This is a genomic window from Gluconacetobacter asukensis (genome assembly GCF_014174375.1).
GTDB classification, from domain to species: Bacteria; Pseudomonadota; Alphaproteobacteria; order Acetobacterales; family Acetobacteraceae; genus Gluconacetobacter; species Gluconacetobacter asukensis.
In genome coordinates this window covers 51,159-75,185 of sequence record NZ_JABEQE010000017.1, presented here as the reverse complement: position 1 = coordinate 75,185, position 24,027 = coordinate 51,159, and the positions used below count along the sequence as shown (strand labels likewise).

Annotated in this window: 15 protein-coding genes; 12 read left to right on the top strand and 3 right to left on the bottom strand. The window is 66.5% G+C overall.

Going from position 1 to position 24,027, the window contains the following annotated elements; all coding sequences use genetic code 11:
• Positions 1-60 precede the first annotated feature (60 nt).
• Positions 61-948 carry an IS3 family transposase gene (locus HLH35_RS16120; protein ID WP_338029375.1) on the top strand — a complete coding sequence of 296 codons (888 nt, stop codon included), beginning with the start codon at positions 61-63 and terminating at the stop codon, positions 946-948.
• 219 nt (positions 949-1,167) lie between these two features.
• Positions 1,168-1,827, top strand: coding sequence for a GntR family transcriptional regulator (locus tag HLH35_RS16115; protein WP_182980117.1), 660 nt, complete (start codon positions 1,168-1,170; stop codon positions 1,825-1,827).
• A gap of 11 nt (positions 1,828-1,838) precedes the next feature.
• Here the strand turns inward: HLH35_RS16115 and HLH35_RS16110 are convergent, their stop codons facing one another.
• Genes HLH35_RS16110 through HLH35_RS16100 form a run of 3 tightly spaced genes read right to left on the bottom strand, consistent with a single transcriptional unit; the run spans position 1,839 to position 6,200 of the window.
• Positions 1,839-3,374, bottom strand: a complete 1,536-nt coding sequence (locus HLH35_RS16110) for an APC family permease (RefSeq protein ID WP_182980116.1) — start codon at positions 3,372-3,374, stop codon at positions 1,839-1,841.
• Positions 3,375-3,385: 11 nt separating this feature from the next.
• Complete coding sequence (locus HLH35_RS16105) at positions 3,386-4,969, bottom strand: aldehyde dehydrogenase (NADP(+)) (RefSeq protein ID WP_182980115.1); 1,584 nt, start codon at positions 4,967-4,969, stop codon at positions 3,386-3,388.
• A gap of 19 nt (positions 4,970-4,988) precedes the next feature.
• Positions 4,989-6,200 carry an NAD(P)/FAD-dependent oxidoreductase gene (locus HLH35_RS16100; RefSeq protein ID WP_220790727.1) on the bottom strand — a complete coding sequence of 404 codons (1,212 nt, stop codon included), beginning with the start codon at positions 6,198-6,200 and terminating at the stop codon, positions 4,989-4,991.
• 130 nt (positions 6,201-6,330) lie between these two features.
• On the opposite strand from HLH35_RS16100, the gene HLH35_RS16095 reads away from it, so the two are divergent.
• The 10 genes from HLH35_RS16095 to HLH35_RS16050 all read left to right on the top strand — a co-directional run bounded on the left by HLH35_RS16095 (position 6,331) and on the right by HLH35_RS16050 (position 24,020).
• Positions 6,331-7,218 carry a dihydrodipicolinate synthase family protein gene (locus HLH35_RS16095; RefSeq protein WP_182980114.1) on the top strand — a complete coding sequence of 296 codons (888 nt, stop codon included), beginning with the start codon at positions 6,331-6,333 and terminating at the stop codon, positions 7,216-7,218.
• Between the two features lie 17 nt (positions 7,219-7,235).
• Positions 7,236-8,243 carry a 4-hydroxyproline epimerase gene (locus HLH35_RS16090; RefSeq protein WP_182980113.1) on the top strand — a complete coding sequence of 336 codons (1,008 nt, stop codon included), beginning with the start codon at positions 7,236-7,238 and terminating at the stop codon, positions 8,241-8,243.
• Positions 8,243-9,850: a DUF5597 domain-containing protein gene (locus HLH35_RS16085; protein ID WP_182980112.1), complete on the top strand. Its 1,608-nt coding sequence runs from the start codon at positions 8,243-8,245 to the stop codon at positions 9,848-9,850. The genes HLH35_RS16090 and HLH35_RS16085 overlap by 1 nt, the downstream gene beginning before the upstream one ends.
• A gap of 81 nt (positions 9,851-9,931) precedes the next feature.
• On the top strand, positions 9,932-11,737 hold the full coding sequence (locus tag HLH35_RS16080) for a DUF885 domain-containing protein (protein WP_182980111.1): 1,806 nt from the start codon (positions 9,932-9,934) through the stop codon (positions 11,735-11,737).
• Complete coding sequence (locus tag HLH35_RS16075) at positions 11,737-14,028, top strand: Tat pathway signal protein (RefSeq protein ID WP_182980124.1); 2,292 nt, start codon at positions 11,737-11,739, stop codon at positions 14,026-14,028. The genes HLH35_RS16080 and HLH35_RS16075 overlap by 1 nt, the downstream gene beginning before the upstream one ends.
• Positions 14,029-14,119: 91 nt before the next feature.
• Entirely contained in the window at positions 14,120-17,050 is a 2,931-nt protein-coding gene (locus HLH35_RS16070) for a TonB-dependent receptor plug domain-containing protein (protein ID WP_182980110.1), read from the top strand.
• Between the two features lie 82 nt (positions 17,051-17,132).
• The gene (locus tag HLH35_RS16065) at positions 17,133-18,623 is read left to right on the top strand and encodes a peptide MFS transporter (protein WP_182980109.1); all 1,491 of its coding nucleotides are present in this window, start codon (positions 17,133-17,135) and stop codon (positions 18,621-18,623) included.
• A gap of 83 nt (positions 18,624-18,706) precedes the next feature.
• Entirely contained in the window at positions 18,707-19,855 is a 1,149-nt protein-coding gene (locus HLH35_RS16060) for a M24 family metallopeptidase (RefSeq protein WP_182980108.1), read from the top strand.
• Complete coding sequence (locus tag HLH35_RS16055) at positions 19,852-22,266, top strand: glycoside hydrolase family 127 protein (protein ID WP_182980107.1); 2,415 nt, start codon at positions 19,852-19,854, stop codon at positions 22,264-22,266. The genes HLH35_RS16060 and HLH35_RS16055 overlap by 4 nt, the downstream gene beginning before the upstream one ends.
• On the top strand, positions 22,263-24,020 hold the full coding sequence (locus HLH35_RS16050; protein WP_182980106.1) for an aminopeptidase P family protein: 1,758 nt from the start codon (positions 22,263-22,265) through the stop codon (positions 24,018-24,020). Before HLH35_RS16055 ends, HLH35_RS16050 begins: the two co-directional genes overlap by 4 nt.
• Positions 24,021-24,027: the final 7 nt, after the last annotated feature.

Below are 24,027 nucleotides of genomic sequence, written 5' to 3'. Positions count from 1 at the left end.
ATCGCTTCTCAAATCCAGCCATCCGGCCACGGCTCGCTCGGGTCCACATCCCCAGCTTGAATCACGCCCAAGCCACCGCATCAACACATTCTCAAACGGTCTCTGAGGCCTGCGCGCAAACGCGAACTCGTGGACAAGCTTCAGGGGGAGTGGAAGATCTCGACACGGCGCGCCTGTGCGGTGCTGCAGATCGATCGTTCCCTCTATGTCTACAAGTCGAAGCGCGGCACGCAGGCCGAACTGACACAGCGGATCCGGGAGATCTGCGAAACCCGTGTGCGCTATGGCTACCGCCGCGTTCCATATCCTGTTGCAGCGGGATGGCTGGGCCGTAAACCCGAAGCGGATCTATCCGTCTTTACAAGGAGTTGGGCATGCAACTGCGCAACAAGGTGCCCAGGCGCCGGATCAAGGCGAAAGTGCGCGAGGACCGTCGTCCGGCGGCGCACGACCCGCGATACCTGGGCGATGGATTTTGTTCACGACCAGCTTGCGACGGGCCGCAAGATCAGGATCCTGACCGTGATCGACACCTTCTCCCGTTTCTCGCCGGCCACTGATCCACGGTTCAGTTATCGCGGCGAGGATGTCGTCCAGACCCTGGAGCGGATCTGCGGGCAGATAGGTTATCCCAGGAACATCCGGCTCGACCAGGGCTCGGAGTTTGTCAGTCGGGATCTGGATCTATGGGCGTATCAGAAGGGGGGCGTGCTCGACTTTTCCCGTCCAGGCAAGCCGACCGACAACAGCTTCATCGAGTCCTTCAACGGCAAATTCCGGGCCGAGTGTCTGAACACGCACTGGTTCATGAGCCTTGACGACGCCCGGGCAAAAATGGAGGCTTGGCGTCAGGACTACAACGAGGTCCGGCCGCACAGCGCCATCGGCAACAAGCCGCCGATATCGCTGCTGAACGGCTCTGCGGCGGACCTGCCGGTTGAGCCTTGACCCCGGGAGATTCCAGCTCGCGCTGGCCCAAATTCGGGGAGCACTTCACAACCCACAGACCCTAACTCAGAACTGAGGGCACGTTGGGGGCTAGGTCAGGGCAGGGGCAGGGATCCCCGCCGGGAACGACGGCAGCGCTCGTCGGTTGTTTCCGGATGGCGGGCGGGTTACGTTATGGTGTTTTCCCCGGCCTCGGGGGCGGGACGGACATGCCTGTGGATGAATATCGTGACTAGCCCGGAGCGCATCCTTAATCGCTCCATTTCGGACCAGCTTTACGGGATCTTGCGAGAACGCATTCTCTCCGGGGAATTGGCGGCGGGCGAGCCTGTCCGCCAGGATACGATCGCGGCGCTGTTCGATGTGAGCAAAATTCCCGTGCGCGAGGCGCTGGCGCGCCTCCAGCAGGATGGCTTCGTGTCCGTCCATCCCAAGCGCGGCTTCTTCGTTACGCCGCTGACCCGCGCGGAAGCGGAGGACGTGTTCCATCTCCGCCTGCGTGTCGAGCCGGATGCCACGGCCCTCGGCGCCCGGAACGCGACAAGCGCGGACGCGGACCATGCGCGGATGATGCTGGGTGAGTTGGAAGCGGCCATCGACCGGAAAGACGCCCAGCGTGGCGTCTACAACAGGCGCTTCCACATGGCGCTGGTCCGGCCAGGCGCCGGGCCGATGACGCTACATGTGGTCGATCTGCTGAACGTCACGGCCGACCGTTATGTGCGTTTCCATCTGCATATGAACGACAACGACACGCGCGCCAATCAACAGCATCGCGCCTTGCTCGAATGCTGGCTGAAGGGCAGCCGGCGCGAGATCGAGACGCTGACGCGTGATCATATCCGGATGACGTTGGACGATCTGCGGCAGGCCCTCTGAAATCTTTCATTTCAGGCCGTCTTCCCCGAGCGGGCCGCCCAGACATAGATGATGAGCGCCAGCGCGATCCCGGCGAGATCGTCCATCGCGCCGTCCAGGATATGGTGCCCGTCGAAAGGTCCACTCCACGAGACGAGCGCGAGTCCCGCGAAATAGGCAAACATCCAGCCCGTGTGGCGCCAGTCCTTCCGTCTGCCCCGCCAGAGCATCAGCCCGAGCTGGAGAAGGACGAGCACGGAGAGCAGCCAGGCCAGCGTGGTCCAGCCCGTCCAGAGCACGATCAGGGTCGCGATTGCGAAGGCACAGGGCGCAAGAACGGCGAAGCCACGCAGGCGGAAAGGACGCGGCAGGTCCGGCTCGGTCCGGCGCAGCGCAGCGGCGCTGGTCGGGGCGAGCGCGTAGCTGAGCATCAGCGAGGAGGAGACGACCGTAATCAGCGCTTCCCAGGACGGGAAAGGCAGCGTCCAGAAGAGCGACAGCCCGAATGCCAGGTCGAGCCCGCGCTGCGGCACGCCGGTCCCGGGCTTCACCTCGCGGAACGACGTCGGCAGTGTCCCCGCCTGTGCCCAGGCATAGATCACGCGCGGCAAAGCGGAGAGATAGATGTTCCCCGTTCCTGTCGGGGACAGCACGGCATCGACGACCACCAGGAAAGCGAGCGTGCCGAGCCCCAGGGCGAGTGCGATATCGTGGAAGGGCAGGGGCAGGCGTGCCGCGACCTCGGTCCAGCCATGATCGAGGAACCGCGCGGGCAGGCTGCCGATGAAAGCGGCCTGAAGCAGCACATAGACGACTGTAGAAAGCGAGATGGACAGCAGCAGCGCGATCGGAATGGTGCGTTGCGGCTGCCGGACCTCGCCCGCGACCGAGAGGATCGGAGTGAGCCCCAGATAGGCGAAAATGATCCCGCCGGTCGAGACCGCCACCTGCACGCCGTCCGCGCCATGGGGCATGAAGCCGTGAACCGTGAAGTTCGCTTGCGTCAGATGGGCCAGGAGCAGGATGATGACCAGTGCCGGCACGCAGAACTTGAACAGCGTGACAATATTGTTGATGAAGGCGAAGGTCGCGATCCCGCGTCGGTTGACCAGATAGAGCGCGCCGAGAACCAGCGCCTGGACGGTCCAGCCGAAGAGGGTCGGGTCGCCCGCCGCGTCGCGGGTCAGGCCGGGAATCCACGCGCCCGCATATTGCCGCGCGGCCACGATCTCGATGGAGATGAGGCTTGAGAAGGCAATGGTGGTGATGACGCCCATCAGGAATCCCGCCGCCGGTCCGTGGGAGCGCTCGGGATAACGCACGACGCTTCCGGCCAGCGGAAGGGCCGCGCCCAGTTCGCAATAGACGAGCCCGATCAGCAGGATCGCGACGCCTCCGATCACCCAGGACAGCAGGCTTGCCGGCCCCGCGATGTCGCCCACATGGGCAGCGGCGAAAAGCCAGCCGGAGCCGAAGATCGAGCCGAAGCCGATCATGGTGAGATCGAGCAGGCCCAGCCGGCGCCTGAACCCATCTGCGGTCGGATCGTGACCGCGATCGTTCAACATATGCTGGTCGTTCAATGCGCCGGCGCCCCGTCCACCGTTCGGGCTAGGCCGAGCGGATTGACGGCTTTCAGCCCGTCAGGCAGCAGCGCATCGGGCAGGTCCTGATAACAGACAGGACGCAGGAACCGCTCGATCGCACCGGTGCCCACGGAAGTGCTGCGCGGATCGCTCGTCGCGGGGAAGGGGCCGCCATGGACCATCGCATCGCAGACCTCGACGCCGGTCGGCCAGCCATTGGCGAGGATGCGCCCGGCTTTGCGCTCCAGCAGCGGCATCAGGCGTCCGGCCAGCGCCGTGTCGGCTTCGTCCAGATGTAGCGTCGCGGTCAGCTGGCCTTCGAGCGCACGGGTGACCTCGACTAGCGCGGCCTCATCGGGACAGGAAAGGATCAGGGAGGATGAACCGAAAATCTCATGCGCCAGCACCGGATCGTTCAGAAAGATGCTGGCATCGGCGGCGAACAAGGCCGAACGGCAAGCGTGCGGCCCCGCTTCCGGGCCGCGCGCCAGCACTGTCACGCCCGGCCTTGCTTCCAGCGCCGCGACACCTTCGTCGTAGGCGGCATGGATGCTGGCGGTCAGCATGCTCTGGGGCGCGACTCCGGCCAGCGCCTCGACGGCCGCACCCTTGAACCGCGCCAGCTCGTCGCCCTCGATGGCGAGGATCAGGCCCGGCGAGGTGCAGAATTGGCCGGTGCCCATGCTGAGCGACGCGACGAAAGCGGCTCCGAGGGCGTCCGCGCGCTGGCTGAGGGCGGCCGGCAGCAGATAGACCGGATTGATGCTGCTCATCTCCGCATAGACCGGGATCGGCACCGGACGCGTCGCCGCGATGGCGGACAACGCGAATCCGCCCTTGCGCGAACCAGTGAAACCGACAGCCATGATGGCGGGGTCGCGCACCAGAGCTGCGCCGATCGCGTGTTCGGGCCCGCCGATCAGCGAGAACACGCCTTCGGGCAGGCCGCATCGCGCCACAGCCCGCTGGATCGCCTTCCCGGCCAGTTCGCTCGTCCCCGGATGCGCCGGGTGCGCACGGGCGACGACGGGACAGCCGGCCGCGAGCGCCGAGGCCGTGTCGCCGCCCGCGACGGAAAAGGCCAGCGGGAAATTGCTGGCCCCGAAGACCGCGATCGGCCCCACGCCGATCCGGATCTGGCGCAGATCGGCGCGCGGCGTCGGCTTGCGTTCCGGCTGGGCCGGGTCGATGCGCGCAGCAAGGCAGTGCCCCGCGCGAAGCAGGCGCGCGAACATCCGCAACTGGCCCGTGGTGCGTCCGCGCTCGCCACGTAGACGTGCCATCGTCAGGCCGCTTTCCTGGCTCGCGCGCTCCGGCAGCGCATCGCCGAGCGCTTCGAGCTCTTCCGCGATGGTTTCGAGGAACGTGGCGCGCACCTCTGGAGTGGCCGCGCGGTAGGAATCGAACGCTGCGTCGGCCAGCGCGCAGGCGTCGCGCACATCTTCCGCTGTCGCGCAGGAGAAGGCGACGGGCAGAGCTTCGTCCGTGGCGGCGGCGATGGCGCGGAAGGTTTCGGGCCGCGAGCGCGTACGGGAACCGATGAGAAGCTCGCCGAGAAGTTGATCGCTCGTAGTCATGTCTGGCCTCGCTTGTCGTTCATGTGAAACGGTCGGGAGAAAAAACGGCCGGAAGCGCCACGTCTTCCAGCATATGGGTCGCCATGCGCTCCGCCGTGGTGGCGGCCAGGGTCAGGCCCAGGTGATTATGGCCGAACGCGACGAACACGCGCGGCTGGTCCGCAAGCCGGCCCAGCATCGGCAGATAATCGGGCAAGGTCGGACGCGCCCCATGCCAGTGCGCGAACGCCGACGCGACCGGCAGGCCGAGCGCGCGGACATGGCGTTCCAGCGCCGCCCATTTGCGCGGGTCGGGCGAGGCATCCACTTTGGTGAACTCCACGAAGGATGTTGCGCGTAGTCGTGGGCCGAAGCGCGTGACGACCAGCGCGCGATCCTCGAAGACGAGGTTCGGCAGATCGTACGCGCCGCCATGGTCCCATTCGATGTGATAGCCGCGCTCGGCGATCATCGGCACGCGAAGATGGGGGAGAAGCGCGCCGGAGGTCACGCCGCCCGCGACCAGAACGGCATCGGCGCGCAGGCTGCGATCCTGAAACGCGACGACCGCACCGTCGGCCTCCTGCGCGACATGGATCGCCGTATCGTCGCGCCATTCTCCGCCCGCGTCGATGAAGGCGTGCGCGAGACGCTCCAGCACATCGCGTGGCGAGATCACATGGGCTGTTCCGGCATAATGCGCACCCGCGCCGGCCGGCACGCTCAGCCCCGCGCCGATCCGGCCGATCTCCGCCGTCGTGAGGAGCCGCGCCGTCGCGGTGCCGCAGTCGGCTCTGACGGCGGCCCTCGCCCGCGCCGTGGCGCTCGGGCCCTCCCAGAGCTTCACCGTGCCGTCGCGCTGAAGTAGCGTCGGACCGGGCAGGGACGCATCGAGCCGTTCCCATGCGGGCAGGGCCTCGCCCTGAAGCCAACGTAACGCGACGCGTCCCCGGTCGACGGCGGCCGGCCGGCAAGCCCGCAGGAACCGGACGGACCAGGGCAGCCAGGCCAACGGATAGCGGAAATCGAGCGCGACCGGTCCCATCGGGAAAAGCGTCCAGGGAAGCGTTCTGAGGGTAGACCATTGCGGCAACGGCTCGACCTGCTCGGCCGCGATATGGCCGGCATTGCCGTAGGAAGCGGGTGTTTCGTCATGTCGCGCCAGCACGGTGACGCACATGCCCTGACGCTGCAAAGCCAAGGCGCAGCATCGCGCGATGACGCCGCCGCCGATGATAATGACGGATTTCATGAGGGTTCGGTGAAGCGAGCCAAAGGTGCGATCTTTCCCCATTCCCAAACTGAACCAATAATCGTATACGATAGACGTATAGCGTGCTTCCGGCAAGATGCGGGGGCACCTCAGGAAAGGATATACCACGATGAAATGGACCGGCGTTTTCCCGGCGGCGACGACGCAATTCACAGCCGATCTTGCGGTCGATCTCCCTGCGACGCAGGCGGTCCTCGACAATCTCGTCCGCGACGGCGTGCATGGGCTCGTGGTGATGGGAACCTGCGGCGAGAACAATTCGCTGGAACCGGAAGAGAAGATTCGCGTGCTCGAGGCCGCCGTCGAGGTCGTGGCGCGGCGCGTGCCGGTGATCGTCGGCGTGTCCGAGCTGACCACGCCGCGCGCGGTGCGCTGGGCGCAGGAGGCCGCGCGGATCGGCGCCGACGCGCTGATGCTGCTGCCCGCCATGGTCTACGTGCCGAAGCCCCATGAGCTGGAAGCGCATTTCAAGGCGGTCGCGGCGGCGAGCGACCTGCCGATCATGCTCTACAACAATCCGACCGCCTATCGCGTCAATATCGAGATCGACGTGCTCAAGCGCCTCGCCGACGTGCCGACGATCGTCGCCGTCAAGGAAAGCTCGGCCGATACGAAGCGCTACACGGACGTGTACAACGCGTTCGGCGATCGCTTCACCCTCATGGCGGGGCTGGACGACGTGGCCTTCGAAGGGCTGCTGCTCGGCGCGGTCGGCTGGATTTCCGGGCTTACGAGCGCCTTCCCGAAGGAATCGGTGGCTCTGGTCGAGGCGCTCCAGCGTGGCGATATCGAGACGGCACGGCGCATTTATCGCTGGTTCATGCCCCTCCTGCATCTCGACGCGGAGCACGATCTCGTGCAGTCGATCAAGCTGGCCGAGCAGATCATGGGGCGTGGCAACGAGCGCGTGCGCCTTCCCCGCCTGCCGCTCGAAGGCGCTCGCCGCGCCGAGGTGACGCGCATGGTCGAGATCGCCGCCGCCAACCGGCCGGTCTGAGCAAGAGGGGCCGACGAATGCGCCATACGTTCTTCTGCATCGACGGGCACACGGCCGGAAATCCCGTCCGGCTCGTCGCGGGCGGTGCGCCGCTGCTGCGCGGCGCCACGATGGGCGAGCGGCGGCTCGACTTTCTCGCGCGGTTCGACTGGATCCGTACCGGCCTGTGCTTCGAGCCGCGCGGCCATGCGATGATGTCTGGCGGGTTTCTCTATCCGCCGACGCGGGAGGACAGCGATGGTGGCATCCTGTTCATCGAGACGTCCGGCTGCCTGCCCATGTGCGGGCACGGGACGATCGGCCTGGTGACGTTCGGGCTGGAGCATGGCTATCTCCACCCGCGCGCGCCCGGCAAGCTTCGGCTCGAAGTCCCGGCCGGGATGATCGATATCGACTATCGCGAGGACGCGGGGCGCGTGACGGCCGTGCGGATCCGCAACGTTCCATCCTACGTCGCGGCACGGGGTATCGAAATCGACGTGCCGGGTTTCGGGCCGCTCACGGTCGATGTCGCCTATGGCGGGAATTATTATGCGATCGTCGAGCCGCAAGGTCCTTACGGCGGTCTGGATTCGCTCGGTGCCGCGCGCATCCTCGACCTGAGTCCCAAGGTCCGCGAGGCTGTGCGGGCGAAGTTCCATCCAGTCCATCCGGTGGACCCGGCGATCAACGGCGTCAGCCATGTCATGTGGGCCGACAAAGGCGTGACGCGCGAGGCCGGGCGCAATGCCGTGTTCTACGGCGACCACGCGATCGACCGCAGTCCCTGCGGCACCGGTACCTCCGCCCGGCTCGCCCATCTCCATGCGAAGGGCCTGTTGAAGACCGGCGACCGTTTCGTGCATGACAGCTACATCCACAGCCGGTTCGTCGGCACGGTGGAAAGCGAAACGAGCCTTCCCTCGCTGGACGGGCCGATTCCCGCCATCGTTCCGTTGATCGAAGGCCGCGCCGTCTCGACGGGCTTCAACACGATCTGGATCGACCCGGAAGACGTGTTCTGCCACGGCTTCCAGGTCGCCTGATGCGCGGTCCGATCGTGGGAAGCCGGGCCACGGGGCGCGTGGCGCGAGGCTTCGCGGTGTTGGCGTTCGTCCTCGTGGGGGCGGTCGGCGCCGGCGCCTCCGCGTCTCCGATGCCCCGCCTTGTCGGCGGGGGCGGGCATTTCCAGCTAGAAGTGGACGGCAGGCCGTTCTTCGTTCTGGCGGCGCAGATGCACAATTCGAGCGCGTGGCCCTCGACCCTGCCGGCGTTCTTTCGTGTCGCCGAGCGGCTGCACGTCAACACCGTTCAGGCACCGGTCTATTGGGAAACGCTTGAGGCGGAGCCCGGTCGGTTCGATTTTTCCGGTGTCGATGCGCTGATCGACGGGGCGCGGGCTCATCATGTCCGGCTGGCCCTTCTCTGGTTCGGGACCTGGAAGAACGGCGCCGGCCATTACGTGCCGCTCTGGATGAAACGCGATCCCGCGCGCTATCCGCGCCTGCTCGATGCCGACCGCCAGCCGCTCGACGGCATGTCGCCCTTCGGCACGGCGACCCTGGAACGTGACAGGTCCGCCTTCGCGGCGCTCATGGGTCATCTCAAGGCGTACGACGCGGACCGGCATACCGTCATCATGGTGCAGGTCGAGAACGAGCCTGGCCTGCTCGGGACGGTTCGGGACCATGGTGCCGCCGCGGACGCTGCGTTCGCGGCGGCGGTGCCCGACGCGGTGCTGAAGGCGACGGGCCGCGCGCCCGGAACCTGGGGTGTGGTGTTCGGAGCGGATGCGGCGGAAGCGTTCAGTGCCTGGGCCGTGTCCCGTTATGTCGAGTCGGTGGCGGAGGCCGGCAGGGCGGTCTATCCGCTCCCGCTCTATGTGAATGTCTGGTTGCGCTATCGCGGCTTGACGCATCCCGGCTTCGAGTATCCCAGCGGTGGCGGCACGGCCAACGTGCTCGACATCTGGAAGAGCCAGACGCACGCGATCGACGTGCTGGGCACGGACAGCTACACGGAGAGCCTCGCCGAATTCCACGCTGGCGTGCTTCCCTACCAGCGGCGCGACAATGCGCCGTGGCTGTCGGAAAGTGGCATAACGGTCGCGTCCACACGCTGGACCTACGATCTTCTCGCGCGCGGCGGCATCGGCGCCTCGGTCTTCGGGGTGGACGATCCCGGACATGACCCCGCCGTCGCCGCGCACGGCCTCGACAATGCGCTGTTCGAACCGCTCCTGCCCGTCCTGCTGGACCGCGCGGCCAAGGGCGACGTCGCCGCGTTGCTGCAGGAGCCAGCCGTTCCCTCGCCGACCCGTGCTTTCGGGAACTGGACCGTCCGAGGCAGCTTCGGGGCGCACTGGGGGGAGGGGGATCCTCCCGAGACGCCGCTGGACGCGACGAACGCAGGGAGGGCGCTGGTCGCGCGGCTCGACGCCACGCATTTCCTCGTCGCGGGCCGGTCCGTTCGTGTGAGCTTTCTCCCCCGCTCCGCCGCGCCGGGCGTTCACGAGGTGGAGCGCGTGGAGGAAGGGATCGTCGATGCCCAGGGGTGCTGGCGCATGACCCGGCTCTGGAACGGCGACGAGACGGATTACGGGCTGGCCCTGCCGGCGGAAGGTGCTGTCCTGCGCGTCGAAGTCACGCCCTGAGGACATTTCGACCCTTTCGTTTGATGTTGGATCGTATTATATCGTATACGAAATAGGTGATCGAAGACAGGGACACGGACGATGGAGTGGAAAGCGCGACGGTCGGGGCGGTGGTCTTTCCCGCTGGCTCTGGTGGGGGCGGCGGTCCTCGCGGCCGGGGGGATGCATCGGGCTCTTGCCGCCCCGGCGGGCAATGTCTCCGCGCTCCATGCCCTCGTTCAGGACTATGACCGTTTTTCGAGCGCGCTGGACCCTCTGTCGGCGGCGGCGCGGGGTGACGAGGCGGCGGCCGAGCGGTGGCCCGACGACAGTCTGGCGGCGGAGCAGGCCCGTTACCGCACGCTGCTCGATTTCCGCCGGCGGCTCGACGCCATCGATACGAAGGCGCTGTCCGGCGAGGACGCGATCAACGACGCGCTGATCGCCTGGACGGTGGACCTGGCGATCGAGGGGCGCCGCTTCGACGAGGGGCGCATGCCCTTCACGAGCGACGAGGGCTTCTACCTCGTGCCGGGATATGCCGCCGAGAATTCCCCGCTGCATGACGAGGCGGCCGCGCGCCGCTGGCTGACGCGGATGCGCGCCCTGCCGGCGTTCTACGACCAGCAGATCGCCAACATGAAACGGGGCATCGCAACCGGGTTCGTGCAGCCCCGGCTGATCGCGCTGAAGGTGGTGGAGGCGACGCGGGCGCTCGCGGCACTCCCGCCGGAGCGAAGCGCGCTGATGGCGCCCTTCGACACGCTTCCGAACACGATCCCGAAGGCCCGGCGCGACGCGCTGCGGGCCGAGGGGCTGGCCATCGTGCGCGACAGGATCAAGCCGGCCGAAGAAGCCGTCGCGCGGTTCATGAAGGACGCATATCTCCCCGCCAGCCGCGCGACCCTCGGTGCCTTCGACCTGCCCGACGGCCGCGCCTATTACGCCTATCGCGTCAGGAGCGAGACGACGACGGGCATGACGCCGGACGAGGTGTTCGCGCTGGGGCAGTCCGAGATCGCGCGCCTGCACGCCGCGATGCAGGCCCAGATGGATGCGTTGGGCTTCAAGGGGGATTTCAAGGCCTTCGTTGCGGCGCTGCGGGGCGACCAGCGATTCTACGTGAAGACGCGCGAGGCGCTGATGGAGAAGGCGAGCCGCCTTGCCAAGGAGGTCGACGACCGGCTTCCGGGTGTGATCGGCAAGCTGCCGCGCCTTCCCTACGGCGTGCGCCAGGTTCCGGAGGCGATCGAGGAGGGCTACACCTCCGGTCGCTACAATCCCGGCAGCCCAGCGCTGGGAATCGCGGGCGGGCTGATGATCAATACCTCCCATCTCGACCAGCGGCCCCTGTACGAGCTGCCGTCGCTCGTCGCGCACGAGGGCGCGCCGGGCCATCACATCCAGATCGCGCTCGGTCAGGAGATGGCCGATCTTCCGGGTTTCCGGCGCGACTATGCCACGACGGCGTTCGTGGAGGGATGGGCCCTGTATTCGGAGCAGCTCGTCACGGAATTCGGCTTCTACCCCACGCCCTACGAGCGGTTCGGCCAGCTATCCATGGAGATGTGGCGGGCGTGCCGGCTGGTCATGGATGTCGGGCTGCACTGGAAGGGATGGACGCGCGACCAGGCCGTCGCCTGTCTGCGTGACAACACGGCCGTGGCCGAGAAGAACATCCAGAACGAGGTGGACCGTTATATCGCCTGGCCAGGACAGGCGCTGGGCTACAAGATCGGCGAGCTGACGATCGCGTCGCTCCGTCATCAGGCGGAGGCCGCGCTTGGCAACCGATTCGACGAGCGCCGCTTCCATGATGTCGTGCTCGACGAGGGCGCCATGCCGATGGACCTGCTCAAGGCGCGCGTCGCGGCCTGGATCGAGGCGGAGAAGAAGAAGACATCGTGATGAAGCGGCGTGGTCTTCTTCTGGGCGGGCTGGCCGCCATTGGCGCGCGGGCCGGCGTCCGTGGGGCGCGCGCGGAGTCCGGGCTGCGATCCCTCGCTCCGGTGCATCGGCCCGACGGTGTGTGGGAGGTCCTGGAGGACTGCTCGACCCCGGACGGCGCCCTGGTCTTCAGGGGGCCGGGCGGGCGGGTCCTGACATTGGGACGCTTCATGGAAGGGTGCGCCCGGCCGGTGGGGCGGGCGCCCTATTGCGGCCTGGCGTTCGGCGAACTCGCCTATGCCGAGCGCGACCTGCTGGCCGAACGCCTGCTGGCGGGCGGCGAACCCGACCCGGCGGCTGTGCGCGACGCGGCGCCGCCCATCGATACGCGCCTCGCGTCCGAGGAGCCCGGTCGAATCCTTTGGACGGCGTTCGTCGGACCGCCTGACGGCGACGCCGTCATGCCGCTGACGCCCGCCGGCAACACCCGCAACTGGCACGTGGAACGCGTTGTGCCGGAACTGGCGCGCGGGTCGGCGGTCGTGGCGGCGCGGCGGGAAGGGCTGCTCGGCGGTGCCCTGCCGATCGTGGTCAAGCAGTTTCCGCTTGGGCCCGGCTGTTATTGGGAAGTGATCGTCTTTGCCGAGGTCTCGCCGGAGCATGCGCGTCTTGTGCCGACGTGGCAGCGCATGATGCTGGTGGAACAGGGCCGTGCGACCCGCGTCGTCTATGGCGGCAGCTACGTCCCGTTCGGCCCGTTCCGCGCCGCGCCGGACGAGGCGGCCTTCAACGGGGCGCTTCTGCGGTGCGTGGACCGTTGGCACGGGGTGTTGGCCGGCACGCTGACGCCGGTCCTGCCGGAACCCGACTGGGCGGATTTCGCCCGCCATGCCTTCGTCAAGGAGGCGATGGTGAGGCGGGGCGGGGTCTGGCCGCGATACGGCGTCGTGGACCGTGACTATGAAGGCCCCGAATATGACGGGTTCCAGGATATCTTCACGGCGTCGCTGCTCGCCAACCTCGAATGGGGGCGGTTCGATCAGGCGAAAGCCGTCCTTGACAATCAGTTCGACGATTTTGTGGGAGATGACGGTCTCGTCGCCATGCGCGGGCCGGAGGTCGGCCAGACGGGCCTTACGCTGGCGCTGGTCGCGCGTTATCTGGAGCTGACTGGCGACGATGCGACCGTGCGGCGGCACAAGGCGCGCGTCGCGGCCATGGCGGGCGTGCTGACTGCGCTGCATGACCAGGCGCTCGCCCTGCCGGCGGACGATCCGGGTCACGGCCTTCTGCATGGATGGAGCGAGAGCGACGCCTGTCTCTTCCCGGACCCCTCGGTATGGTGGAAGCCCTATTTCGGCAACAGCGCGTTCGCCGCCCGGGGGTTTCGCGATCTCGCGCGGGTCTGGCACCGGATCGCGCCGGAAGACGGCGCGCGCGCGGACGATTGGGCGCGGCGGGCGGGGGCGCTGGCCGCGCGCACCGAAGGCGCACTGCGTGCCTCGATCCAGCATGACGGCGCCCCGCCCTACGTGCCGATCCTGCCCGGCGTGCGTGAGCGTTTCAGGGAATCGCTCGCGCGGCATCGCTACAGCGAGCAGCAATGGGCGCATCGTGTCTATTGCGAAATGCTTCAATCCGGAATATTGCCCCCGGACCTTGAGGCGGCGACGATCGACTCGATGCGGGCCCATGGCGCGACCGTCATGGGTCTGGTCGGCAACCTAACACCGCCCAGTCATGCGCAACGCGATATTCTCGGCTTTATTTCTTACGGTTATGCCCAAGCCCTTCTTCGCAACGATCGGGTCGAGGAATATCTGCTCTTTCTCTACGGTCATCGTTATCACGCCCACACGCGCGGAAGCTGGACGGCGGCCGAGGTCGCGGGCCTGCGCGGGGAACTGGCGCTGTTCTGCCTGCCAGCGCAGATGACCGTGCCGATCCTGCTGCGCTGGGCCCTGCTCTACGAGGATGACCGTGCCGAAACGCTTCATCTCGCCAAGGCCCTGCCGCGCGACTGGTTCCTCTCGCCGGAAGGCGTGCAGGTGGCCGGCATTCCGACGTGCTGGGGCCGGGTCTCCTATATCCTGCGTTACGACGAGGCGACACGACGGATCGATGTCGATCTGACGCTGCCTTCCGCAGCGCCGCGAGAGACCCGGCTCTATGTGCGGCTTCCGTCCTCCTATCGCCACGGAGCGCCGGTGGAGCACGGAAGCAGCGGCACTGCCTTCGCGGCGTTTGGCGTGCGGATCGACGGAACGGCAGGCGGGCAGCGGAAATTTAGCATTCCGGTAGCTCGGATCTAGCAGGCTCAGGGCACGGGGGCTTCAAAAAATCTTTTATGTCGATCGAGAAACGTATACTTTATCCAAAACTTGCTGATCGAGAGTGTCCCATATGACAATCAATCTGAAAAAGGTGCTTGCTCTTTCGACGTCGTTGGGTGTCGCGGTCGTCTGCGCATCCGGGGCTTCTGCCGCAACGACGGCGCAAACCCAGACCCACACCCGCCATCGTGTGAAGCATACGGCTCCAGTGTCCGCCCCTTCTGCCGCACCGGCGGCAACCGTCGTGTCCAAGCCTGCCGTTCGCGCCGCCGCTCTGTCATCCGGCGCAGCGTCGGCCTTCGTTGCGCCGCGCGATGAATCGATTCTCGTCACGGGATCGGCGCTTTCTCAGCGCGCCGATTCCAACGCGAATCCGGTGCAGACCATCACCGCCAAGGACATCCAGTCGACATCGGCCACGACATTGGGCGACTATCTGTTGCGTCTTCCGTCCATCAGTGCTTCCGGCACGAATAATACGAATACGAACGGTGGACTGGGCATGTCGTGCTCGGACATTCGCAATCTCGGCCAGAACCGTGTCCTGGTCCTGGTGGACGGGAAGCGCCAGGTGCCGACCTTCGGCAACGGCAGCCAGTGCGTCGACATGAACTCGATCCCCATGGACATGGTCGAATCCGTGGAAATCCTCAAGGATGGCGGATCGGAACTCTATGGTGCCGACGCGGTGGCCGGCGTCATCAACATCAAGCTGCGGCACAATACGACGAAGGGGAATATCACGATCCGCGGCGGGATCACCGACAAGGGCGACGGCCAGATGGGGCTGCTCTCCGGCTACAAGGGGTTCGACTTCGATCACGGACGCGGCAACATCACAGTGTTCGGGTCCTACATGACCCAGTCCGGCATCCGGCAGAAGAACCGCGACTGGTCGGCCACGCCATGGAATTCTGATCCGGCAATAGGCGAGAATGCGGCGGTCGGCAGCTCGATCCCGATGAATACGCGCGTTATCGATCCCAGCGGCAATTTCGATCTCGTCAGCAACGGCACCGGCGGCGGTGCCAACGGGTTCCACAATTTCTCGACGAGCGACCGCTATAACTTCGCTTCGGAGCAGATGCTGACGAACTCCCTCCAGCAGGGTGTTCTGGCTGGCGATGCGCATTACGAACTGAACGAACACGTCGATTTCTACTCGTCCGTACGCTACACGCACAAGGACGCGATGAATACGCTCGCCGGGAACCCGATGACTGGCGCGTCGTACCCCTCCACGCTGGAAACCTCGGTGGTGCTGCCGGCGGGAAACCCTTACAATATCTGGGGTCAGGACGTCGATCTCTACAAGCGTTTCTCCGATATCGGACCACGCAAGTACGAAGAGGCGTTCGATACGTGGCAATATATCGGCGGCGCCAAGGGGCGGATCGTCGGTGACTGGCATTACGACGTCTCCATGACCTACGGCGAGAGTCTTGCCAAGCTCTCGACCGAGAACATGGAGAACTACGCTCATTATCTCGACGAGCTGGGCTCGCAGCAGGTCGATCCGGCCGATCCCAACAGTGCGGTCGTCTATAATCCTTCCATCTGCAAGTCGTCGGCCGGCTGCGTCCTCGTCAACCCGTTCCAGGCCTATAGCGGCCAGGCAGCCAATTACCTGCGCTACACGCAGGTCGACCATAGCGCCTATTACATGCGCGATTTCAACGCGCGCGTGCACAACAACCGTCTCGCCAAGCTTCCCTGGCAGGGTGGCGGCCATTTAGGCGTCGCGATGGGGCTGGAGCATCGGAGCGAGCAGGCCAGCTACAAGCCCGATCCCCTGGCGGTGAACGGCGATCTCGGCGGCGGCGCGACCTATACCGGCGGCGGATACGACGTCACGGAAGCCTATATCGAAAGCAATCTCCTGCTGCTCCGCAACGTGCCGTTCGCGCATGACTTGACGATCGACGGTCAGGGGCGCTGGTCGCATTACAATACGTTCGGCGACGCCTATAACTGGAAGGCGAGCATCAACTATGCCCCGATCAGCGATATCCGCTTTCGCGCGACCCTTGGCACGTCATTCCGCGCACCGACCTTGACGGAACTCTATTCGGGTCATCAGATCGGCTACAATTCCGGCAATGATCCATGCGCACAGGCGTCGAGCTACGGGTCTTATTCGGCGGCGGTAGTTGCCAAGTGCGCCTCTCAGGGCATCAACACCGCAACCTTCGTCAACGCCAATTCCAGCCAGATTCCGACTCTCGGCGGCGGCAATTCTGCGCTGAAGCCTGAAGAAGGACGGACCTACACGTTCGGTACCGTGATCACGCCGCGCTGGATCCCGAACCTCACGGCCTCCGTCGAATATTGGCATTACACGGTCAAGAATACGATCCTTCAGGTTCCGGTCCAGTTCATCGTGGACGAGTGTTACACTGGTGTCGGCCCGTCCTATTGCAACCTGGTCTCTCAGCGTAGTTCGGCCGGGCAACTGACGCAGGTAAACGATACGTATGAGAATGCGGGCGGCCTGCGGACGAACGGGATCGATTTCGACCTCAGCTACCGGTTCCGGCTGACGAAGCACGACTCGCTCATGCTGAACAACAACTTCCAGCAGATCGTGGGGTACCTGCAGCAGAACGAGCCGGGGGGCACCTGGTACAATTACGCTGGTCGCCTGCTCTACCAGAATGGCTACGGCTTCCCGCGCGTCCGCGATTACGCCACCGCCACCTGGTCGCATGACCGGTTCAGCCTGACCTACATGATGAGCTATACCGGCGGGATGAAGTTCAACGACGGGTCGAACGATCTTTCCTGCAAGGTCTATGCATACTGCAAGGTGCCGGGGGTCTTCTCCCATGACGTGACGATCAGCTACAACCTGCCCGACTGGCAGATCGAGCTCGGCGTCAACAACATCCTGGACAAGAAGCCGCCCTTCGTTCCGGACGGCGCGTCCAACACCGCGCTTTCGATGTATCCGGAGGAGATCATCGGCCGCTATGTGTTCATGCAGGTCGGCCGGATATTCTGATCGCCGACTTCTGCCCCCTTGCTTGACACCGCCTCCGGACATCGGGTCCGGAGGCGTTTTTCCATAGCTTACGGATACCGCCATGCCCGTCGTTTCCCGTGCCCCCGACATGCCATCCCGGGGACGGTCGTTCGGTGTCATCCTGGCGATCGAGCTCTGGGAGCGTTTCGGGTTCTATGGCACGCAGGCCATCTTGCTGCTCTATATGGTCCAGCGTCTGCGCCTTTCCGATGCGGACGCGATGCTTCTGATCGGTGCCTTTTCCGCGCTTACCTATATGCTACCGGTCCTTGGCGGCCTTGCGGGCGACCGCCTGATCGGTGCCCGGCGCTGCATGGTGGCGGGCGCGGCACTTCTTGCGCTGGGATATCTGTGCCTCGGTTTCGTGGATCGCGACCACACGCTGCTCATCCTGGCGATGGCGCTGATCTCAACCGGGAACGGCCTTTTCAAGCCGAATGCCGGCAATATCGTGCGCCAGATCTACGAAGGCGACGACGCCGAACTCGATGCGGCCTTCACGATCTACTACATGTTCGTGAATATCGGATCGTCCGTGGCCATGCTCCTGTGCCCGTGGCTTCAGGATCGCTTCGGCCCATCCGTCGCCTTCTTCGTCTGCGCCGCCGGGCTGGGTGTCGGGCTCGGCTATTACATGCTGCGCTCGGACTGGCTCGCCCGACGGGACGGCCCGCTCGACGGGGCGCCGGCCGACCGGCGTGCAGCGGCGATCGTGGCGGCTGGCACGGTGCTGTGTCTTATCTCGTCCGTGGCCGTGCTCGGCGACGGGAGGTTGGCGCTCGATGGCGTATGGGCTGCCGGGGGACTGATCGTCCTCGCCTGGATCTGGCTCTATCGCCGGGTGGAACGAGGCGAGCGGGCGGGGCTGCGGATCGCCTATCTGTTGTGCGCCGAAACCATGCTATATGCCCTTTTCTACCAGCAGCAGGCCACGTCGCTCACGCTTTTCGCGCTGCGTGCGGTGGACGGCGATTTCCATCTCGGCGGGCGAGTCCTCTTCCATCTGAGCGCCGGCCAGTTCCAGGCGTTAGATCCGCTCTGGATCTTCGCTGCGAGCCCTTTCCTGGCCTGGATTTACAGGGTGCTTGCCGGCAGGGGACGCGATCTTTCCCTCGCCTGGAAGATCGTGGTCGGCCTGGGGCTGGGCATGGTGGCGTTCATGATCTGGTGGCTTTGCGCCGCGCAGGCGCAGGCCCGCGTGTCGGGCTGGGTCATGGTGGTGGCCTATGGCTTCGCCTCGGTCGCCGAGCTCCTGACCATGGGGCTGGGGCTCGCCATCATCGCGCGCTACGTTCCGGCGCGTTTGTCCGGCTTCATGATGGGGTCGCTTTATCTATTGTGGGCGCTTGCTTTCTATGCGGGTAGCGTCCTGTCCGCGATCGGCGGGCAGCCGGGGGCAATGGTCGGCGCCGCCGCCTACGTACCGCTGCTGCGTGACCTCGCCCTGCTCATCGCCGCCGCCTTCACGGGTGCCGTCGCCCTGCTGCCTGTGCTGGGACATTGGGAAAAGCAGTTCGCGCGAGACAGGTTTCCGCATATGGATGCCTCATGACACGCGTGCCTCGAATTGACGGAAAATCCGTCTATCGTATACTATTTTAAAGAAATAGAGTTAACGTCAGCGAGCAAGTGACCATGGGAAGCAATGCCGAGGCCCCACCCCCCATCGGGCCGGACCAGTTCGCAGGACGGATCGAGGCCGCGCGCTCCCTGTTGCGCGCGCGGGGGGCGGACGCGCTCATCGTCAACGCCGGGGACAGCCTGCGCTATTTCTGCGGCGTACCGTGGAGCGCGACGGAGCGGCTGGTGGCCCTGGCGATCCCTGTCTCGGGCGACCCCTGGATCCTGTGCCCCCGGTTCGAGACCGGCTCGCTTGCCGACTGTCTGCGCCTGCCGCTTCCTGTCCTGACGTGGGAGGAGGACGAGTCCGCCGCGGCGATCATGCTGGCCTCGCTGGAAGCCGGGCAGCGCGTCGTCCTGGATCCGGACATGTCGCTGCGTTTCGCTACCCTCTTGCGTGCCGCGCGGCCCGATCTTGTCTTTCTCGACGACGTGCCGGTCATCGACACGTTGCGCACGGTCAAGGAACCGGCCGAGATCGCCCTGATCCGTTACGCGATGGGCCTGACGCTCGCCGTGCACAAGGCCGTCTTTGCGTCCCTGCGCCCCGGCATGCGGGCGAGCGAGGTGCGTCGGTTCGCCGATCAGGCGCATCGCGATCTCGGGGCGCGCGACGGCACGACCTTCTGCGCCGTCCAGTTCGGTCAGGCCACGGCGTTCCCGCATGGTATCCAAGGGGACCAGGTCCTCGGCGAGAACGACCTCGTGCTTGTGGACATGGGGTGCCGGATCGACGGATATCACGCCGACATCACCCGCACGTACGCGTTCGGAGTCCCGGAGCCGGAACAGGCGCGCATCTGGGCGATCGAGAGGGAGGCGCAATGCGCCGCCTTCGCCGCCGCTCGGCCGGGGGCGCCGTGCCATGCGGTCGATGACGCCGCCCGCGCCGTGCTGGTGCGCCATGGCCTTGGCCCCGGCTACCGGCTGCCCGGCCTGCCGCATCGGACTGGGCACGGCGTCGGCCTCTCGATTCACGAGACGCCGTATCTGGTGCGCGGCAATGAGACGGCCCTGCGGCTAGGCCATTGCGCGTCGATCGAGCCGATGATCGTGGTGCCCGACCGGTTCGGAATCCGGCTGGAAGATCATTTTTACGTCACGGAAGACGGCCCGCGCTGGTTCACGGAACCGGCCGTGCGCTTCGAGCAGCCCTTCGGATGAAGGGCTCGCTGTCCCGCAGGGCGCTTCTGAGCGCGGGCGCCGTTCTTCCTGTTTCCGGGCTTCCCTTTCCAGACTCCCGGCGGGGGGAGGCGAAGGCGGCCGACCCGGCGCGCGAGGGCGTCGCGACTGCCGTCCCGATGCGCGACGTGCGGCTCGATCCGTCGCCCTGGCTGGTGGCGCAGGATGTCAACACGGCCTATCTCCTGCGCCTGGACCCGGACCGTCTGCTGCATAATTATCGCGAGCAGGCGGGTTTGCAGCCGAAAGGCGCGGCCTATGGCGGCTGGGAAGGCGAGACGATCGCCGGCCATACGCTCGGCCACTACCTCAGCGCGCTGAGCCTCTGCCACGCGCAGACGGGCAACGTGGAGGCAAGGCGCCGCGTCCATTACATCACGGCGGAACTCGTCGCCTGCCAGTCGCGCGACCCCGTGGGATATGTCGCGGGATTCACCTGCATACAGAACGGTCGCACGCTGCCCGGCAAGGTGGCCTTCGAGCAGATCCGCCTCGGCCGCATCCATTCGACCGGTTTCGACCTGAATGGCGCCTGGTCGCCGCTCTATAACTGGCACAAGCTCTTCGCGGGGCTTCTCGACGCGCAGGCCCATTGTGGCGATCTCCACGCCCAGGGGATCATGATTCGGCTGGGCGGCTATATCGAGGGCATCCTCGCCCCGCTGCACGACGAGCAGCTTCAGGCCGTGCTGTCGTGCGAATATGGCGGTCTGAACGAGAGCTTCGCCGAGCTTTACGCCCGGACCGGCGAGGCCCGCTGGCTTCGCCTCGCGCGCCTCATCCATGACGGCAGGGTGCTCGATCCGCTTCAGGAAGGGCGGGACGATCTCGCCAACCTGCATTCCAACACGCAGATTCCCAAACTCGTCGGGTTGGCCCGTCTCCACGAAGTAGCGGGCGATGCCAGGGCCCTGACGGCCGCGCGCACCTTCTGGGAAAGCGTGACGCGGCACTACAGCTATGTCATCGGCGGCAATGGCGACCGCGAATATTTCCCGCTGCCCGACACGATCTCCCGTCATCTCACCGAGCAGACCTGCGAGACGTGCAGCAGCTACAACATGCTGAAGCTGACCCGCCAGCTCTACGGCCAGTCGGGCGACAGCCGCTTCTTCGATTATTACGAGCGCACGCATCTCAACCATATCCGCGCCGCGCAGAACCCGCGCACCGGCATGTTCTGCTACATGACGCCCATGATGGCGGGCGCGGCGCGCCAGTATTCCACGTCGTTCGACGATTTCTGGTGCTGCGTCGGGACGGGCATGGAGAGCCATGCGAAACATGGCGATTCGATCTACTGGCAGGTCGGTCGCACGACGCTCCTGGTCAATCTCTTCATCCCATCGCGCGTGCGGTGGGAGGAAGGCGGGATGCGCCTCAGGCTCGAGACGGCCTATCCCGACAGCGGAACGGTCCGCCTTGCCGTGGAAGGCGGCGCGGGCGAGGGGGAGCGCACGCTCGGCCTGCGCGTTCCCGCCTGGTGTCCGGGCGTGACGCTGGCCGTGAACGGCGTGGCGGAGACGGGCGGGCGCCAGGATGGCTACGTCGTCCTCCGGCGCGTCTGGAGGGCCGGCGACGTGATCGAGCTCATCCTCGACCTGCCGCTGCGGGCCGAGGCGGCGAACGACGATCCCCGCATGATCGCCTTCCTGCACGGCCCGACCGTGCTCGCCGCCGATCTCGGCTCGGTCGATGCGCCGTTCGACGGCCCGGCCCCCGCCCTGGTGAGCGAGGCAGCCCTCGGGTCGCTGGTTCCCGGTGAGGCGCCGGGAACGTGGCGGACGAAAGGCGCCGGGCGGCCTGGCGACCTGCTGCTGAGCGCGTTCCATGCCCAGCACGACCGGCGGGCGGCACCCTACCTCCCCGTGTTCACGGCCGAGGAATGGACGCGCGAGCAGGCGCGTTTCCGGGCGGCCGAGCAACGTCGCCGCGTTCTGGATACCCATGCGGCGGACGTCTTCCACCCCGGCGAGATGCAGGCCGAACGGGACCATGCGTTGAGCAGCGCGCTGTCCTTCCCGGTCGTCTATCGCGGCCGCAACGGGCGGGATGCGCGGTCCGGCGGGCATTTCACGTTCACGATGCGCACGCGGCCCGGCCCGGCCGTGTTGCAGGTCACCTATTGGGGCGGGGAGCGCGACCGCCGCTTCGCCATCCTCGCCAATGGTGCCGTCCTCGCCCGCCAGATGCTGGAGGCCGGGCATCCCGACCGCTTTTTCAGCGTCCGCTATCCACTGCCGGCGGCGCTGACCGCGGCGGGCCGGCCGGTCGCCATCACGTTCCGCCCCGATCCGGACCATTCGGCCGGGCCCGTCTTCGGTGTCGCCATGCTGGCGGCGGACGGGCTGCCGCCCTTGGGCGATCCCAGCGACGAGGAAGCCTGGCCATGACCCCGGCACAGCGGCTCGAAGCCTTTCGCGGCGAACTGGCGCGTCTCGGCGTGGACGGATTCTTCCTCCCGCGCGGGGACGAGTATCTCGGCGAATACGTGCCCGCCAGCGCCGAACGCCTCGCCTTTTTGACGGGCTTCAGCGGAAGCGCCGGCTTCGCCCTCGTCCTTCCGGACGAAGCGATCGTCTTTTCCGACGGGCGTTATCAGGAGCAGATGCGCGGGCAGATCGACCCTGCGATCTGGCGCATCGGCCATCAATACGAGACACCGCCCGGCGCATGGCTTGCCCGCCACGCGGGGGACCGGCGGGTGGGATACGATCCGCGCGTGACCGCCGGGCAGGACCTGGCGATGTTCCGTGCAGCCGGCGTGACGATGGTGCCGCTGCCCCGAAACCCCGTGGATGCGATCTGGCGGGAGCGTCCGGACGAACCGGCGGGCGTCGCGGAAACCCAGCCCGAGCGGCTGTCCGGTCGCTCGACGGCAAGCAAGATCGCCGAGATCGCGGCATGTCTGCGCGCGGAGGGTCAGGACGCGGTCGTTCTGGGGGACCCCACGAGCGTCGCCTGGCTGTTGAATCTGCGCGGAACCGATCTTCCGTGCCTGCCCATCATCCGGGCTCAGGCTCTGCTGCGGGCGGATGGGCAGGTGATCCTGTTCGTCGCGCCGGACCGGGTGAGCGACGAGGTCCGCGCGCATCTGGGGGCGTCCGTGACCGTCGTGCCGCCGGGCGCGATGGAGGGCGTCCTTCGCGCGTGCGGCGGCCTCGTGGTCCGGCTCGATCCGCAGCGCGTCCCGGTCTGGTTCGCCGAAATCCTGAGCGCGTCCGGCGCGACGCTTCGGGAAGGGACGGACCCGTGTCTACGTCCCCGCGCGATCAAGACGCAGGCTGAACGCATTGGGATGCGGCAGGCGCATCGCCTCGACGGCGTGGCGCTCTGTCGTTTCCTCGCATGGCTCGACCGGCACGGGATCGGGGAGACGGAAAGCGCGGCCGCCGCCCATCTCCTTGCGCTGCGACGCGCGTCGCCGGAATGCGCGGGTGCGAGCTTCCCCTCCATCGTCGCCTCCGGTCCGAATGCCGCGATCATGCATTATCTGCCGGACGGGCGCGCCGACCGGCGGATCGAGGCGGGCTCGTTCCTTCTTGTCGACAGCGGCGGCCAGTATCGCTGTGGCACGACGGACGTGACGCGGACGGTCTGGGTCGGCGCGGCGCCGCCGCCGGAGGCATGGCGGGACCAGTATACGCGCGTGCTGAAGGGGCTGATCCGGCTCAGTCGCGCCGTGTTCCCCGCCGGGACGCCCGGATATCGGCTCGATCCGCTTGCGCGCGAGGCGCTCTGGGAGGTTGGGCTGGATTTCGACCATGGCGCGGGGCACGGCCTCGGCAGCTATCTCAGTGTCCATGAATGGCCGCTCGGTTTCACCCGGCGGCCGGTCCTCGACTCCATCGAAGCGGGCATGGTCTTGACCAACGAGCCCGGCTACTACGCGCCGGGATCGCACGGCATGCGGCTTGAGAATGCCATGGAGACCCTCTTGGCCGTCGGCGGCGGGGACGGCGCGTTCTGCCGCTTCGATACGCTGACCCGCGCGCCCATCGACCGCTCCGCCCTGCGGGTCGGACTTCTGGACGAGGGGGAGCGACGCTGGCTGGATGCCTATCATGCCTGCGTCCTCGACGAGATCGGTCCACTTCTGCCGCCGGACGATGCCGCCTGGCTTGGGGCGGCGTGCCGCCCGATCTGAGCTGTTC

Bases quoted from the DNA above. Each gene is read 5' to 3' on its own strand.
- HLH35_RS16115 (WP_182980117.1), top strand. From the start codon at position 1,168: ATGAATATCGTGACTAGCCCGGAGCGCATCCTTAATCGCTCCATTTCG.
- HLH35_RS16110 (WP_182980116.1), bottom strand. From the start codon at position 3,374: ATGTTGAACGATCGCGGTCACGATCCGACCGCAGATGGGTTCAGGCGC.
- HLH35_RS16105 (WP_182980115.1), bottom strand. From the start codon at position 4,969: ATGACTACGAGCGATCAACTTCTCGGCGAGCTTCTCATCGGTTCCCGT.
- HLH35_RS16100 (WP_220790727.1), bottom strand. From the start codon at position 6,200: ATGAAATCCGTCATTATCATCGGCGGCGGCGTCATCGCGCGATGCTGC.
- HLH35_RS16095 (WP_182980114.1), top strand. From the start codon at position 6,331: ATGAAATGGACCGGCGTTTTCCCGGCGGCGACGACGCAATTCACAGCC.
- HLH35_RS16090 (WP_182980113.1), top strand. From the start codon at position 7,236: ATGCGCCATACGTTCTTCTGCATCGACGGGCACACGGCCGGAAATCCC.
- HLH35_RS16085 (WP_182980112.1), top strand. From the start codon at position 8,243: ATGCGCGGTCCGATCGTGGGAAGCCGGGCCACGGGGCGCGTGGCGCGA.
- HLH35_RS16080 (WP_182980111.1), top strand. From the start codon at position 9,932: ATGGAGTGGAAAGCGCGACGGTCGGGGCGGTGGTCTTTCCCGCTGGCT.
- HLH35_RS16075 (WP_182980124.1), top strand. From the start codon at position 11,737: ATGAAGCGGCGTGGTCTTCTTCTGGGCGGGCTGGCCGCCATTGGCGCG.
- HLH35_RS16070 (WP_182980110.1), top strand. From the start codon at position 14,120: ATGACAATCAATCTGAAAAAGGTGCTTGCTCTTTCGACGTCGTTGGGT.
- HLH35_RS16065 (WP_182980109.1), top strand. From the start codon at position 17,133: ATGCCCGTCGTTTCCCGTGCCCCCGACATGCCATCCCGGGGACGGTCG.
- HLH35_RS16060 (WP_182980108.1), top strand. From the start codon at position 18,707: ATGGGAAGCAATGCCGAGGCCCCACCCCCCATCGGGCCGGACCAGTTC.
- HLH35_RS16055 (WP_182980107.1), top strand. From the start codon at position 19,852: ATGAAGGGCTCGCTGTCCCGCAGGGCGCTTCTGAGCGCGGGCGCCGTT.
- HLH35_RS16050 (WP_182980106.1), top strand. From the start codon at position 22,263: ATGACCCCGGCACAGCGGCTCGAAGCCTTTCGCGGCGAACTGGCGCGT.